At 73.8% G+C, this 13258-nt stretch carries 15 protein-coding genes; 5 read left to right on the top strand and 10 right to left on the bottom strand.

All coding sequences use genetic code 11. From position 1 onward, the window contains the following. Positions 1-29: 29 nt before the first annotated feature. Positions 30-494, bottom strand: coding sequence for a rhodanese-like domain-containing protein (locus tag ACLZOT_RS33345; RefSeq protein WP_416972858.1), 465 nt, complete (start codon positions 492-494; stop codon positions 30-32). A gap of 94 nt (positions 495-588) precedes the next feature. On the opposite strand from ACLZOT_RS33345, the gene ACLZOT_RS33340 reads away from it, so the two are divergent. Next, a complete protein-coding gene (locus tag ACLZOT_RS33340; protein ID WP_416972857.1) occupies positions 589-1035 on the top strand; it encodes an Lrp/AsnC family transcriptional regulator in 447 nt (148 codons plus the stop codon). Here the strand turns inward: ACLZOT_RS33340 and ACLZOT_RS33335 are convergent. The 5 genes from ACLZOT_RS33335 to ACLZOT_RS33315 all read right to left on the bottom strand — a co-directional run bounded on the left by ACLZOT_RS33335 (position 1029) and on the right by ACLZOT_RS33315 (position 7488). Then, positions 1029-4013, bottom strand: a complete 2985-nt coding sequence (locus ACLZOT_RS33335) for an AAA family ATPase (RefSeq protein ID WP_416972856.1) — start codon at positions 4011-4013, stop codon at positions 1029-1031. The two genes, ACLZOT_RS33340 and ACLZOT_RS33335, sit on opposite strands and share 7 nt — an antisense overlap. Further along, the gene (locus tag ACLZOT_RS33330; RefSeq protein WP_416972855.1) at positions 4010-5164 is read right to left on the bottom strand and encodes an exonuclease SbcCD subunit D; all 1155 of its coding nucleotides are present in this window, start codon (positions 5162-5164) and stop codon (positions 4010-4012) included. The genes ACLZOT_RS33335 and ACLZOT_RS33330 overlap by 4 nt, the downstream gene beginning before the upstream one ends. An 87-nt stretch (positions 5165-5251) precedes the next feature. Continuing rightward, complete coding sequence (locus ACLZOT_RS33325; protein ID WP_416972854.1) at positions 5252-5878, bottom strand: YigZ family protein; 627 nt, start codon at positions 5876-5878, stop codon at positions 5252-5254. Between the two features lie 24 nt (positions 5879-5902). Further along, positions 5903-6418 carry a SixA phosphatase family protein gene (locus tag ACLZOT_RS33320; RefSeq protein ID WP_416972967.1) on the bottom strand — a complete coding sequence of 172 codons (516 nt, stop codon included), beginning with the start codon at positions 6416-6418 and terminating at the stop codon, positions 5903-5905. 341 nt (positions 6419-6759) lie between these two features. Further along, complete coding sequence (locus ACLZOT_RS33315; protein ID WP_416972853.1) at positions 6760-7488, bottom strand: hypothetical protein; 729 nt, start codon at positions 7486-7488, stop codon at positions 6760-6762. A gap of 186 nt (positions 7489-7674) precedes the next feature. Here ACLZOT_RS33315 and ACLZOT_RS33310 point away from each other — a divergent pair, with 186 nt between their 5' ends. Together ACLZOT_RS33310 and ACLZOT_RS33305 are read left to right on the top strand one after the other, a co-directional pair. Then, entirely contained in the window at positions 7675-8085 is a 411-nt protein-coding gene (locus tag ACLZOT_RS33310) for a CoA-binding protein (protein ID WP_416972852.1), read from the top strand. A 39-nt stretch (positions 8086-8124) separates the two neighbouring features. Beyond that, on the top strand, positions 8125-9324 hold the full coding sequence (locus ACLZOT_RS33305; protein WP_416972851.1) for a 4-hydroxybenzoate 3-monooxygenase: 1200 nt from the start codon (positions 8125-8127) through the stop codon (positions 9322-9324). A gap of 53 nt (positions 9325-9377) precedes the next feature. Here the strand turns inward: ACLZOT_RS33305 and ACLZOT_RS33300 are convergent, their stop codons facing one another. From ACLZOT_RS33300 to ACLZOT_RS33290, 3 genes are all read right to left on the bottom strand, one after another. Beyond that, positions 9378-9938: a YbaK/EbsC family protein gene (locus ACLZOT_RS33300; protein ID WP_416972850.1), complete on the bottom strand. Its 561-nt coding sequence runs from the start codon at positions 9936-9938 to the stop codon at positions 9378-9380. A gap of 69 nt (positions 9939-10007) precedes the next feature. After that, positions 10008-10580, bottom strand: coding sequence for a helix-turn-helix domain-containing protein (locus tag ACLZOT_RS33295; protein WP_416972849.1), 573 nt, complete (start codon positions 10578-10580; stop codon positions 10008-10010). Positions 10581-10625: 45 nt separating this feature from the next. Beyond that, on the bottom strand, positions 10626-11390 hold the full coding sequence (locus tag ACLZOT_RS33290; RefSeq protein WP_416972848.1) for an acyltransferase: 765 nt from the start codon (positions 11388-11390) through the stop codon (positions 10626-10628). Between the two features lie 100 nt (positions 11391-11490). Between ACLZOT_RS33290 and ACLZOT_RS33285 the strand changes: the two genes are divergently transcribed. Then, positions 11491-12021: a gamma carbonic anhydrase family protein gene (locus tag ACLZOT_RS33285; RefSeq protein ID WP_416972847.1), complete on the top strand. Its 531-nt coding sequence runs from the start codon at positions 11491-11493 to the stop codon at positions 12019-12021. A 20-nt stretch (positions 12022-12041) separates the two neighbouring features. Here ACLZOT_RS33285 and ACLZOT_RS33280 read toward each other — a convergent pair whose 3' ends face one another. Then, positions 12042-12692, bottom strand: coding sequence for a DedA family protein (locus tag ACLZOT_RS33280; protein WP_416972846.1), 651 nt, complete (start codon positions 12690-12692; stop codon positions 12042-12044). Between the two features lie 172 nt (positions 12693-12864). Here ACLZOT_RS33280 and ACLZOT_RS33275 point away from each other — a divergent pair, with 172 nt between their 5' ends. Continuing rightward, positions 12865-13257 (top strand): hypothetical protein, encoded by a 393-nt coding sequence (locus tag ACLZOT_RS33275; RefSeq protein WP_416972966.1) that lies wholly within the window; start codon positions 12865-12867, stop codon positions 13255-13257. Position 13258 lies beyond the last annotated feature (1 nt).

Raw genomic sequence — 13258 nt, 5'->3', positions numbered from 1 at the left:
TACGTCGGTGAGGGCGCCCAAGTCGTGTGTCAGCAGCCGCAGTTGTCCGAACCGACGGGCGCGGTGAGCGGGTCGGCGTCACGGGTCTCGCGTCCCTCCCAGGTCTCGAACTCGAAGCCCTCGCGCACCCAGTACTCGAACCCGCCGAGCATCTCCTTGACCTGGTAGCCGAGTTCGGCGAGCGCGAGGGCGGCGCGGGTGGCGCCGTTGCAGCCGGGCCCCCAGCAGTAGGTGACCACGGGGACGCCCTTGTCGAGGAGCCCGCCCGCCTGCTCGGGGATGAGCGCGGTCGGCAGGTGGATCGCGCCGGGGATGTGCCCCTGGTCCCACGCCTCGGTGGAGCGGGAGTCGAGGACGACGAACTCGTCGGTGGGCAGCGCGGCGGCGACGTCGGAGACGTCCGCGTGGAAGACGAGGCTCGCGCGGAAGTAGGCGGCGGCTTCGGCGGGGGCGGCGGGCGCGGTGCGCAGTACGGGGTTCGTGATCGTCGTCATGACGGAAAATCTACGGTCGATGACCGCTTCCCTGAAGTCGCTTCCCCCCGGTTCAGACCTTGATCGACCGGGGATTCCCCGGCACTCTGACCCCATGACCACGTATTCCCCGGACGCCACCGACTGGCGCATCCTCGATGTCCTCCAGCGCGACGGCCGCGCCTCGTTCGCCGACCTCGCGCGAGCCGTGTCGATGTCGCCGAGCGCGGTGACGGAGCGGGTGCGGCGCCTTGAGGAGGCCGGGGTGATCCAGGGGTACGCGGCGGTCGTCGACCCGGAGCGGCTGGGCCTGCCGATTCTGGCGTTCGTCCGGCTCAGGTACCCCAACGGCAACTACAAGCCGTTCCACGACCTGGTGGCGGTCACCCCGGAGATCCTGGAGGCGCACCACGTGACGGGCGACGACTGCTTCGTCATCAAGGTCACCGCCCGCTCGATGAAGCACCTGGAGGAGGTGTCGGGGAAGCTCGGCGCGCTCGGGTCGGTGACGACGAGCGTCGTCTACTCCTCGCCGCTGCCGCGCCGCCCGCTCGGTCAGTGACCGCGCCTGCGCAGCGTCGACCCGGTGCGCCCCTTCACCACCTCCAGCTGGGCGTGGACGCGCCGCCGCAGGTCGGCGACGTGGCTGACGATGCCCACGCTGCGGTCGCGTTCGCGCAGTGAGTCCAGGACGTCGAGGACCTCGTCGAGGGTCTGGTCGTCGAGGCTGCCGAACCCCTCGTCGATGAAGAGGGTGTCCAGGCGCACCCCGCCCGCCTCGTCGGTGACGACGTCCGCGAGCCCGAGGGCGAGCGCGAGGGACGCGAAGAACGTCTCCCCGCCGGACAGGGTCGCCGTGTCGCGCTCCCGGCCCGTCCAGGCGTCCACGACGTGCAGCCCGAGGCCGCTGCGCCCGCGCCCGGAGCGGTCGGCGGAGTGGACGAGGGTGTAGCGCCCGGACGACATCCGCTGGAGCCGCGCGGTCGCGGCGGCGGCGACCTGCTCCAGGCGGGCGGCGAGCACGTACGCCTCCAGGCGCATCTTGCGCTCGTTGTCCGCCGAGGTGCCCGCCGTGAGCCCGGCGAGCCGGGCCACCCGGTCGTACTCCCGGCGCAGGGGCGCGAGCCCGCGTACGCCGCTCTCCGCGCGCGCGGAGAGGTGGTCCAGTTCCTCGCAGCGGCCGGCGGCGGCGTCGCGCCTGGATGCGGCCCGGCGCAGTGCCTCTGCGGCTGCGGAGGCCCGTTCGGCGGCGCCGGTGACGTCGGCGGGCGGGCGGCGGGCGGCTGCGGCCGTCTCGGGTTCGGCGAGGACGGCCCGCACGGCGGACTCCTCTGCCTGCCAGGCGTCCAGACGGTGTTGCAGGTCGCGGTGGGCGTCGGGGGCGAGCAGCGCGTCGCCGGCCTCGCGGGGCGTGCTGAAGCCCGCCCGGTAGGCGGCCTCGGCGAGCCGCCCGTCCGCGTCCTTGAGCCGGCCCGCACTCTCCTCGGCGCTCCGTACGGCGTCCGCGGCGCCGGTCAGCAGGTGCGCGCGGCGCTCCAGGTGGGCGGCGCGCGCGGCCACGCTCTCGGCGGTGCCGCGCGCCCGCGTCAACTCCTCTTCCAGACCGGCCTGTTCACGCTCCAGGTTCTCCCGGTGGACGGCCCTGGAGGCGACCCGTACGGCCGCGTCGCGCTGGACAGTGATGCGCCGCTCGCGTTCCTGCTCCGCAGCTTGTAGCTCCTCGCGCGCCGAGTGGTAGTCCGATGCCTCACGGCGCGCGTGCGCGTACTGGCGTTCCAGGTCCTCGGTCTCGGCTGTGAGGGCGGCGGTCGGGGTGTCGCCGGCTTCGGCCGAGGCGGCGGCGAGGGCCTGGCGGGCGTTGCCCAGGTGCTGTTCGTGCTCTTCGTGCCGGGCCTGCGCGCGCTGGAAGGCGTCGAGGGCGTTCTCCTCGGCCGCGCGGTCCACGTGCCCGGTGGCCTTGCGCGCGGGCGCGGGGTGCTCGGTGGCGCCGCAGACGGCGCAGGGGGCGCCGTCGACGAGGCTCGCGGCGAGTTCGGCGGCGATGCCGTCGAGGCGCTGCTCCTTGAGGTCGAGCCAGTGTGCGCGGGCCCGCTGGGCGGCTTCCCCGGAGGTGAGGGCGCGCTGCTGGGCGCTCTCGATGTCGCGGGCGAGGCTGTCACGGAGTTCGGCCGCCGCGAGCCTCCTGCGGGCCGGTTCGCGGCGTACGGCGAGCTGTTCGGCGCGGGTCGTGGCGTCCTGGGCGGCGTCGATACGGCTCTGGAGGGCGGCGCGGGCCGTGTCCCAGCCGGTGAGCCACGTCTCGGCGTCGGTGAGGTCGGCGGCGTCGGCGCGCTCCTGACGGTCCAGGCTCGCACGCTCGGCGACGAGGTCGGTGAGCCGGCGTTCGGCTCTGCGGGCCGACTCCAGGCCGCCGAGTTCCTCGGTGGCGCGGCGTGCGGCGGCCGTGAGGGAGGCGGCGTCGGCCTCGCTGTCGGGCAGCGGGAGCAGCGCCCGCGCGCGGGCCTCGTCCCGCGCCGCCCCGGCGTGCTCCGCGTCGGCGGCCTCACGCAGGTCCAGCGCGGGCTTGACGGCCTCGGCCTTCCGCGCGCGCTCCATGCGGGCGCGGGCCTCCTCGTAGGCGCCGGAGCGCTCCTGGAGCAGCGCCGCCCGCGCCTGCGCCTCACCGAAACGCCGCTGGAGGCGCGCGAGTTCGCGTACGTCGTCCAGGGCGCGCTGGGCCGTGTTCTGGACGGACTCCGCCGCCGTACGGCCGCAGTGGGCGATCGTGAGCTGTTCGCGGGCGGTGCTGCGGGCGATGGCCGCCGCGGTGAGGACCGCTTCCGCCAGCCCCGGTTCGCCGGGGGCGAGGTCGGGGAGGTCCATCGCGTCACCGGCCGCCTGCTGCATGCGGTGCGCGTCCGCGAGGAGGGCCGCGTCGCCCTCCTTGACGCGGGCTTCCGTGGTCCGGCGGCGGTCGGCGAGGCGCTTCTCGACCTCGGCGAAGCGCTGGGTGTCGAAGAGGCGGCCGAGGAGCTTGCCGCGCGCTTCCGCGTCCGCGCGCAGGAACCTCGCGAAGTCGCCCTGCGGGAGCAGGACGACCTGGCAGAACTGTTCGCGGCTCATGCCGAGGAGCTGGGTGACCTCCTCGCCGATCTCCTGGTGCGAGCGGCTGAGGTCCTTCCAGGCGCCCGCCTTGTGCTCCCTGAGCCAGGTCTGCGCCTTGTCGAGGGTGGTGCCCGAGCCGCGCTTCTTGGGGCGCTCCCACGGGGGCTGCCGGGTGATCTCCAGCCTGCGGCCCGCGACGGTCAGGTCGAGGGTGACCTCCGTACGGACCTCCGGGGCGGCGTGGTCGCTGCGCAGGCCGAGACCCTGGCCATGCTGGCGGGCGCCGGGGACCGTGCCGTACAGGGCGTAGCAGACGGCGTCCAGGACGGAGGTCTTGCCCGCGCCCGTGGGGCCGTGCAGGAGGAAGAGGCCGGCGGTCGAGAGGGCGTCGAAGTCGACGGCCTGGGTGGCGCCGAAGGGGCCGAAGGCGGTGAGGGACAGGCGGTGGAGCCTCATCGGGCCACCGCCTCTTCCTCGCGCACCGCGTCGAACGCCGCCCTCAGGACGCCCTGTTCGTCCGTGTCCGGTCCCGCTCCCCTCACGTGCGTCACGAAGTCCTCGGCGATCTCCTGGTCCGTGCGGCCCGCCAGGCGGCGCGCGTAGGACGCCTCGGGGTCCTCCGGGGCGCGGTCGGGGGCGAAGACCAGGTTCAGGGTGTGGGGGAAGCGGGCTGTGAGGCGGGCCATGGGGTCGGTGGGGCGGACCGGGTCCGTGAGGGTCGCCTCCAGCCACGCGTCCTCGTGCCGGGTCAGCTCCGGGTCCGCCAAGAGGTCCTCCAGCGTGCCCTTGACGCGCGCGAGGGCCCTCGGGACGGGGCAGTCCACGCGCTCCGCCGTCGCCGTGCCGTCCGCGTCCAGGTCGATCAGCCACATGCTCTTGCGGTGGGCCGCCTCCGAGAACGAGTACGGCAGGGGGGAGCCGGAGTAGCGGACGCGGTCCGTGAGGGTCTGGGCGCCGTGGAGGTGGCCCAGCGCGACGTAGTCGACGCCGTCGAAGACCCCCGCCGGGACGGAGGCGACGCCGCCGACCGTGATGTCCCGTTCGCTGTCACTGGGCTCGCCGCCGGTGACGAAGGCGTGCGCGAGGACGACAGAGCGGGTGCCCGGCGCGCGGGCGGCGAGGTCGGCTCGGACGCGGTCCATGGCGGCGGCGAGGACCGCCTCGTGACCGGCCTTGTCGACGCCGAACTCGTCCTTCACGAGGGCGGGTTCGAGGTACGGGAGGCCGTAGAAGGCGACGTCCCCATGCGCGTCCGGGACCATCACCGGGGTGCCCGCCGACGCGGGGTCCGTGCGCAGGTGGATGCCCGCGCGGTCGATGAGTCCGGCGCCGACGCCGAGGCGGCGGGCCGAGTCGTGGTTCCCGGAGATCAGCACCGTCGGCACGCCGAGTCCGGCCAGCTGGTGCAGGGCGTCGTCGAACAGCTCCACCGCCGCCAGCGACGGGACCGCGCGGTCGTACACGTCCCCCGACACGACCACCGCGTCGACCTCGCGCTCACGCGCGGTCGCCACCAGGTGGGCGATGAACCCGGCCTGGGCGCCGAGCATGTCCACCCGGTGGAACGCCCGGCCCAGATGCCAGTCGGAAGTGTGCAGGAGCCTCATGGTCACCGAGGTTAACGGCCGGGTCTGACATCCCGTGCGCCATCAGGGACACCGGCCCTCCCGAGGCCCTCAGCCCCCTCACGCCCCTCACACGTCCCCGTACGCCTCCCCGCCCAGCTCGAACCCCGCCGTCCCCGCCGTCGCGTCCGCGAGCCAGCCCCGGAAGGCGTCCACATCGGCGTCGGGCAGGCCGATCTCGATGGTGACGCCCTCCCCGTACCGGACGTCGCGGACCTCGCGTCCGGTGGAGCGCAGGTCGTTCTGGAGCTTGCCGGCGCGCTGGTGGTCGACGGTGACGGTGGCGAGGCGGAAGCGGCGCCGGGTGATCGTGCCGAGCGTGTCGATGGCCTCGCCGACCGCGCCGCCGTACGCGCGGATGAGGCCGCCCGCGCCGAGCTTGACGCCGCCGTAGTAGCGGGTGACGACGGCGACGACGTACCGCATGTCCCTGCGGGTCAGCATCTGGAGCATGGGGAGACCGGCGGTGCCGCCCGGTTCGCCGTCGTCGCTGGCCTTCTGGACGGACGCGTCGGCGCCGATGACGTACGCCCAGCAGTTGTGGGTGGCGTCGGCGTGCTCCTTGCGGACGGCCGCGACGAAGTCCTGGGCCTCCTGCTCGGTGGCCGCCGGGGCGAGCGCGCACAGGAAGCGGGAGCGGTTGACCTCGGTCTCGTGCACGCCCGCGCGGGCGACGGTTCGGTACTCGTCCTGCATCCGGTCAGCCTACGGGGTGGCCGGTCAGGGCTTCTTCCCGCGCGGGACCGTCACCGACGTCAGGAGCGCCGTCCCGCGCGCGAGCGTGCGCCAGGTCGCCGCGTGCCAGGCGAGGACCGCGATCGCCGAGGTGGGGAACTTCACGGCGACCCGCTCCAGGGTGTCGTCCACGCCGTCGCCCGCGAGGTCCAGGACGAGGTCCTCCAGGCCCGGGTTGTGGCCGACCAGGAGGAGCGTCTCGACCTCGGACGGCGTCTCGCGCAGGACGTCGAGGAGTTCGGGGACGTCGGCGCCGTACAGGCGCGGGTCGTGGCGTACGGGAGGCGGGGTGCCCCACTCCCGGGACGCCAGTTCCCAGGTGCGGTGGGCACGTTCGGCGGTCGAGCACAGCGCGAGGTCGGGCAGACAGTCGCCCTCGGCGAGAGCCAGCCCGGCGGCGGGCGCGTCCCGCAGCCCCCGGGGCCCGAGCGGCCGGTCGTGATCGGGAACCCCGTCGGGCCAGGCCGACTTGGCGTGCCGCAGAACGACGAGACGGCGCAGAGCACCGACACCGGCGGGGACGAAGCCGCCCCCCGCAAGCTCCCGCGCGCGGGCGCCGAGGCTGTCCTCTTCCGCGCGGGCACGGTTGGAGCCGACACCGTCCCCTCGCGCGCGGGCGGGATTGACGCCGTGCCCGCGCGCGCGGGCACGGCCGGAGCCGGCACCGACCACTTCCGCGCGGACGGGACCCAAGCCGACGCCGTCCCCTCGCGCGCGGGCCCGGCCGAACGCAGCCCCTCCCGCGTGGGCGCGTGGCAGGTCCCCCGGCGTGAGGAGGTGGTTCGCGAAGGGCCCGGCCCGTCCCGCGTCGGCGCCCGGCATGCCCGCTCCCTCCCGCGCGCTCACGCCACGCCCCCGATGTCCCGCGCGAGGTCGAGGCCGAGGAGGCGGTCCGCGTACACGTACGTCTCGAAGCGGGCGCCGTCGGGGAGGGCGGGGTCGGTCTCCACGGCGCGCAGGGTGCCGAGGACCGAGGGGACGTCGAGGTCGTCCTCCCAGGCGTGGCGCAGGCGTGTGCGGACGGTGTCGGGGACGGGGCGCGAGGGGCGGCGGGCCCAGTCGGCGACGGCGTGCCGCCAGCGGGCCAGCGTCTCGCGGGCCTCGCGCACGGCGTCCTCGTCGAGCCGCAGGGCGGTCTCCCGGCGCGCGGCGAGCAGTGCGAGGCGCAGGACGGCCGGGTCGGTGTCCCAGGCCGCGGCAGGGCTCGTCACGCCCTCGACGGGGGCCACGGTGAGCAGCAGCCCGTCGGGCCTGGCGCCGCCCTCCCGCGCGACGTGCACCACCTGGGCCTCCCCGAGCCCCTCCCCGACGTCCCGGCTGTCCTCGAAGGGCCGCGCCCCGAGCGCGACCGCCCCGGCGCGCAGCTCGGCCTGATCGCGTTCCCCGGTGAGCAGTGCCCACACGGGCGTGCCGCCGAGTTCGAGCGCCCGCACGAGGAGGTCGGCGACGAGCAGCACCCGCAGCGCCCCCGTCCCGTACCCGGAGGCGTGCACCTCGACCCGGGTGAGACCACGGCGGACAGGGGCGGCGGCGACGGACTCGCCGGTACGGGCGTCGATGATGCGGAGCACGGGGCGAGCGTAGGCGGCCCGGCGCCCGCGCGCAGTTCGATGGACCGGAACAGCCGGGAAAGGCACGGAATCAGGACACCGGTGGTAGGCCCCACGCGTGCGCGCGTGCCCCGCCCCGGAATCACCCGCCCCCTCCGACGGTTGGCAACGGCAGACACGTCATCCCACGCCCCCAGGAGGCCGACCGTGTACGGCGACGAGGCAACGATCCGCAAGATCCTCACCGAGAGCGGTGACACCTGGGCCGTGGTGGGCCTGTCGACGAACCCCTCGCGCGCGGCGTACGGGGTCGCCGAGGTGCTCCAGAGGTTCGGCAAGCGGGTCGTGCCGGTGCACCCGAAGGCGGAGACGGTGCACGGCGAGCGCGGGTACGCGTCCCTCGCGGAGATCCCGTTCCCCGTGGACGTGGTGGACGTCTTCGTGAACAGCGCCCTCGCGGGCGGGGTCGCCGACGAGGCGGTGGCGAAGGGCGCGAAGGCGGTGTGGTTCCAGCTGGGCGTGGTCGACGAGGAGGCGTACGCGCGCACCCGCGCGGAGGGCCTCGACATGGTCATGGACCGCTGCCCGGCGATCGAGATCCCGAGGCTGGGCCGCTAGGCAAAGCCCGTTGTCAGACCCGGCGTCCATACTGGCGGTGTGAGCTCACCGTCCCCCGAACGCGTCCCGGTCGTCGTCATCGGCGCGGGCCCCGCAGGACTCGCCGTCGGCACGATCCTGCGGGCCGCGTCGGTGGACTGCGTGGTGCTGGAGACCGAGAGCCGGGCGTTCATCGAACAGCGTCCCCGCGCGGGCGTGCTGGAGGAGTGGGCGGTGCGCGCGCTGGACCGGCGGGGCCTGGCGCACCACCTGCTGGAGCGGGCCGAGCGGCACACGGCGTGCGAGTTCCGCTTCGGCGGCGCGGGCTACCGCTTCGCGTACGGCGAGCTGACGGGCCGCCACCACTACGTGTATCCGCAGCCGTTGCTGGTCACGGACCTCGTGCGGGAGTACGCGGACGTGCGCGCGGGGGACGCCCGCTTCGGAGTCCGGGACGTCGAGATCGACGGCCTCGCGACCCCGGGCCCGACGGTGTCGTACACGGACCCCACAGGCGAACGGCGCCTGCTGCGCTGCGACTTCGTGGTGGGCGCGGACGGTGCGCGCGGGGTGAGCCGGGCGGCGATCCCGCCGGGCCACGCGCGGGTGGCCCGGCACGACTACGGCATCGGCTGGCTGGCGCTGCTCGCGCAGGCGCCGCCGTCGTCGGACTGCGTGCTGTTCGGCGTGCATCCGGACGGGTTCGCCGGGCACATGGCGCGCAGCCCCGCGGTGACCCGCTACTACCTCCAGTGCCCACCCGGGGACGACCCGGACAACTGGCCCTCCGAGCGCGTCTGGGAGGCCCTGCGTACGCGCCTGGCGGCGGCCGGGGCGCCCGCGCTCACCGAGGGCGAGCTGATCGAGAAGCGCGTCCTCGACATGCACGACTACGTGGTCGAGCCGATGGCGTACGGGCGCCTCTTCCTCGCCGGGGACGCGGCGCACCTGATCGCGCCGATCGCCGCGAAGGGCATGAACCTCGCGCTGCACGACGCGTTCCTGCTCGGCGACGCGCTGGTGGCCTACCTGCTGCGGGGCGACGGACGGGGGCTGGACGCGTACTCGGACGCGTGTCTGCGCCGCGTGTGGGACTACCAGGAGTTCTCGCAGTGGCTGTCGGAGGTGTACCACGGCTCCGCGAGCGGCGATCCCTTCCGCGCGGGGACGTCCTTCGCGCGGCTGCGCCGCCTGTTCACGTCACCGACGGCGGCAGCGGCGTTCGCGGAACAGTACCTGGGCAGCGCCGAACACTACTGACCCGCCACCGTCACCGGCCACCAGCCGACGATCCCCAACCGCCCCCGCCCCCATCAGCCCGCGACCCCCAACCCCTCCACCACAACCGCCCCCGCCAGTTCCCCGAACGCCTTCCCCGGGACGAGGAGTTTGCCCCGCCGGCGCCCGCTGCCGATCAGGACCCACGGGAGGTCGACGACGGCCGCGTCCACCAACAGCGGCCAGGCGGCGGGGAGTCCGATCGGGGTGATGCCGCCGTACTCCATGCCGGACTCACCGACAGCCGTGTCCATGGGCGCGAACGACGCCTTGCGGGCCCCGAGTTGACGGCGGACGACACCGTTGACGTCGACCCGGGTGGTGGACAGCACGAGGCAGGCGGCGAGGGTCGTCTCCCCGCCCCGCTTCCCCGCGACGACGACACAGTTGGCCGACTGCTCCAGCAGGTCGCGCCCGTAATGCTCGACGAAGACGGCGGTGTCGGCCCACTCCGGGTCCGTGTCGACGTACAGGATCTGCTCGGCGGGGACGCTCGCGGACCAGCCGCGGACGGCGTCGGCGACGGGAGCGACGAGGTCGGCCAGGCAGTCGGGAGCGGGGGTCGCGGTGTCGAAGTCTCCGATGGGTGCGCGCATGACCGCACGCTAACAGCCGCCGGCAGGACGACCGGAGGGCACCGGAACACCCCCGCCCCAGCCCCCCGCTCAGGGCACCGGCGGCACCGACACCGCGAGGACCAGCACCGCCGGAACGTCCCCCTGATTGCCGTACGTATGAGGGTTGTTGGCGTCGAAGGTCGCGCTCGCGCCGGTCGGGACGCGGTACTCGGTGTCGTCGACGGTGAGGGTCAGTTCGCCGGAGGTGACGTGGAGGAGTTCGACCGTGCCGGCGGGGTGCGGTTCGGAGCTGCTGCTCTCGCCCGGCATCAGTTTCCACTCCCACAGCTCGACGGGGCCGGGGGCCTCCGTGCCCGCGAGGAGGCGGCTGTAGCTGCCCGCGTCGGTGTGCCAGAGGCGTACGGCGTCCTCGGCGGGGACGATGCGGACCTTCGCGCCCTGCTCGTAGTCGAGCAAGGTCGTGATGCTGACCCCGAGCGCGTCGCCGATCTTCACGACCGTGCCGATGCTCGGGTTGGTGCGGGCCTGCTCGATCTGGATGAGCATCCCCCGGCTGACTCCGGCGCGCGCGGCGAGCACGTCGAGGGTGAAGCCGCGTACGGCCCGCCAGTGCTTGACGTTGCGTGCCAGGTACTGGGTCAGCAGTTCGAGGTCCGCCACGATCCATCCACTTCAGGGGCCGATACAGGGAAGCGCCGAGTCTACTCAGCGCTCCGGTTCGAGCCGCGCGAGCCCCGCCACGGCCTCCTCGTCCAGCTCGGACAGGGCGACGAGTTCCTCGGAGGTGACGCCCTCGGGGATCGGCACGGGCGGGGGCGTCCGCAGGGGCGGCTGCCAGCCCTCGGCGGGCGTCCAGCGGCGTACGACGCGCGCGGGGGCGCCGGCGACGACCGCGTGGTCGGGGACCTCGCCCCGGACCACCGCCCCGGCGGCGACGACCACGTTCCGGCCGATACGCGCGCCCGGGAGGATGACCGCGCCGGTGCCGATCCAGCAGCCGGGGCCGATCTCGACGGGCTCCATGCGGGGCCACTGCTTGCCTATGGGCTCGTGGGGGTCGTCGTACGAATGGTTCGTGGACGTGACGTACACGTACGGGCCGAAGTAGCAGTCGCTGCCTATCGTCACCGTCGTGTCCGCGATGACGTGGCTGCCCCGGCCGAGGACGACGCCGTCGCCGATGCGCAGGATCGGGTCGGCGCCGAGGTCGAGGTCGGGCATCAACCCGGCGGTGAGGGTGACCTGTTCGGCGACGATGCAGTGGGAGCCGAGGTGGATCCAGGGTTCGCCGAAGACCGTGCCGAGCGGGAACGCGAGGCGGGTGTGCTCGCCGATCGCGCCGAAGCGCAGCCGGCCGGGCCGCTCGGCGGTCACCGCGCCCGTGCTGCGCACCCATTCCCACCCGGCGTGCACGGCGCGCTGGGCGAGACGACGCCGCCAGGACGAGAACGTGTTCTTGGGCTTCGGCACGCGCCCACGGTAGCCGCCCGCGCACGCCCCCGCCCTGTGATCTTCACCCCACGCCCGGTGGCGTACGGTGCGGTGACACCAGCGACACGAGGAGGCGGCGATGACGCAGCGGGCTCTGATCACGGGCATCGGGGGCAGGGAGCCGGAGATCGACGGCGAGGCGTTCGTCGCGCCGACGGCGACCGTGATCGGGGACGTCACGCTCGGCGCGGGCGCCAGCGTCTGGTACGGCGCCGTCCTGCGCGGCGACGTCGAGTCGATCGCGGTCGGCGCCGCCAGCAACATCCAGGACAACTGCACGCTGCACGCGGACCCCGGGTTCCCGGTGCGCGTCGGCGAGCGGGTGTCGGTGGGCCACAACGCGGTCGTGCACGGGGCGACCGTGGAGGACGACTGCCTGGTCGGGATGGGCGCGACGATCCTCAACGGGGCGGTGATCGGGGCGGGTTCACTGGTCGCCGCGCAGGCGCTGGTCCCGCAGGGAATGGTGGTCCCGCCCGGCTCACTGGTCGCGGGCGTCCCCGCGAAGGTGCGCCGCGAACTGACCGCCGAGGAGCGCGACGGGGTCACGCTCAACGGCACGGCGTACGCCGAACTGGCCAAGGCGCACAAGGGAGTTCACGGCGGCTAGCTCGGGGCTCCGTCAGCCGCTCACTCGGCCGCGGGAACCGGCTCAGCCCCCTCGGCCTTCCCCTCCTGCTGCACCTTCTTCGCCTTCCGCTTCAGCACCAGCATCGACGTCACACCGATGAGCAGCGCGAGGACGAGCCCCAGCCACGAGAACCGCTTGAGCCAGTCCTCGGCGACGATCCCGACGTAGTAGATGACGGCGGTGGTGCCGCCGGCCCAGGCGATCCCGCCGAGGACGTTCGCCGTGAGGAACTTCCAGTACGGCATGTGCAGGACGCCCGCGAGGGGCCCGGCGAAGATCCGCAGCAGGGCGACGAAGCGGCCGAAGAAGACCGCCCACATGCCCCACTTCTCGAAGGAGCGCTCGGCGGTCGCGATGTGCCCCTCGCTGAAGTGGCGCGGGAACTTCTTCCCCAGCCAGGCGAGCAGCGGCCGTCCGCCCTTGCGGCCGATCGCGTAGCCGATGGAGTCGCCGACGACGGCCCCGACGGTCGCGCAGGCGCCGAGGACGATCGGGTTGATGCCCGCGTGCTGGGAGGAGAGCAGCGCGGCCGAGACGAGGATGATCTCGCCGGGCAGCGGGATGCCGAGGCTCTCCAGGCCGATGACCAGCCCCACCACGGCGTATACGGCGGCCGGGGGCACCGAGTCGAGCCACTCCTGGACGTGCACCGCCGGGTTCCTTCCGTTGGAGGTCGATGAACCCGGCGAGCCTATCGCCCGCGCGGGGGTGGAGCTGGCTACACCTCGGGTCCGGGTGCGGGCTCCCTCGTGGCGGCACCCGTGCCGACGGGATCGTAAGGAGCGTCACCAACCGGCACTCGAAGGGACCCCCTCCGTGAACATGCTCCGCCGACGCCGCACCGCCACCCTCGCCTCGACCGCGGCCGTCGTCGCCCTGTCGGCCGCCCTGCTCACCGGCTGCGAGTGGGACGACACCTTCGACTGCCTGTCGAACGCGGACACGATCTCCGACAACGTCACCGCCATCCACGAGGCCGGAATCGACGCGATCAAGGACCCCACCAAGACAGAGGATTCGATCAAAACGATCGAAAAGAACCTCGACACGATCAACGACAAGCAGGACAAGGACGACAGCAAGGTCGACAAGGCGGTGGACGACCTGAACCAGGCGATCGAGGACTACAACCGCGACATCCTGAACGGCGACTCCCCGGACTCCACGAAGATCGACCGCGCCGCCGAGAACCTCAAGGACGTCTGCACGAACTGAC

This window comes from Streptomyces sp. 4F14, assembly GCF_048159485.1.
Taxonomy (GTDB): Bacteria; Actinomycetota; Actinomycetes; order Streptomycetales; family Streptomycetaceae; genus Streptomyces.
Note: the sequence above shows the minus strand (reverse complement) of the source record. Positions and strands in the feature narration are given on the sequence as shown.

Excerpts from the sequence above, each read along its gene's own strand:
- ACLZOT_RS33335 (WP_416972856.1), bottom strand. The coding sequence starts at position 4,013 with ATGAGGCTCCACCGCCTGTCCCTCACCGCCTTCGGCCCCTTCGGCGCC.
- ACLZOT_RS33330 (WP_416972855.1), bottom strand. The coding sequence starts at position 5,164 with ATGAGGCTCCTGCACACTTCCGACTGGCATCTGGGCCGGGCGTTCCAC.
- ACLZOT_RS33300 (WP_416972850.1), bottom strand. The coding sequence starts at position 9,938 with ATGCGCGCACCCATCGGAGACTTCGACACCGCGACCCCCGCTCCCGAC.
- ACLZOT_RS33340 (WP_416972857.1), top strand. The coding sequence starts at position 589 with ATGACCACGTATTCCCCGGACGCCACCGACTGGCGCATCCTCGATGTC.
- ACLZOT_RS33345 (WP_416972858.1), bottom strand. The coding sequence starts at position 494 with ATGACGACGATCACGAACCCCGTACTGCGCACCGCGCCCGCCGCCCCC.
- ACLZOT_RS33275 (WP_416972966.1), top strand. The coding sequence starts at position 12,865 with ATGCTCCGCCGACGCCGCACCGCCACCCTCGCCTCGACCGCGGCCGTC.
- ACLZOT_RS33285 (WP_416972847.1), top strand. The coding sequence starts at position 11,491 with ATGACGCAGCGGGCTCTGATCACGGGCATCGGGGGCAGGGAGCCGGAG.
- ACLZOT_RS33325 (WP_416972854.1), bottom strand. The coding sequence starts at position 5,878 with ATGCAGGACGAGTACCGAACCGTCGCCCGCGCGGGCGTGCACGAGACC.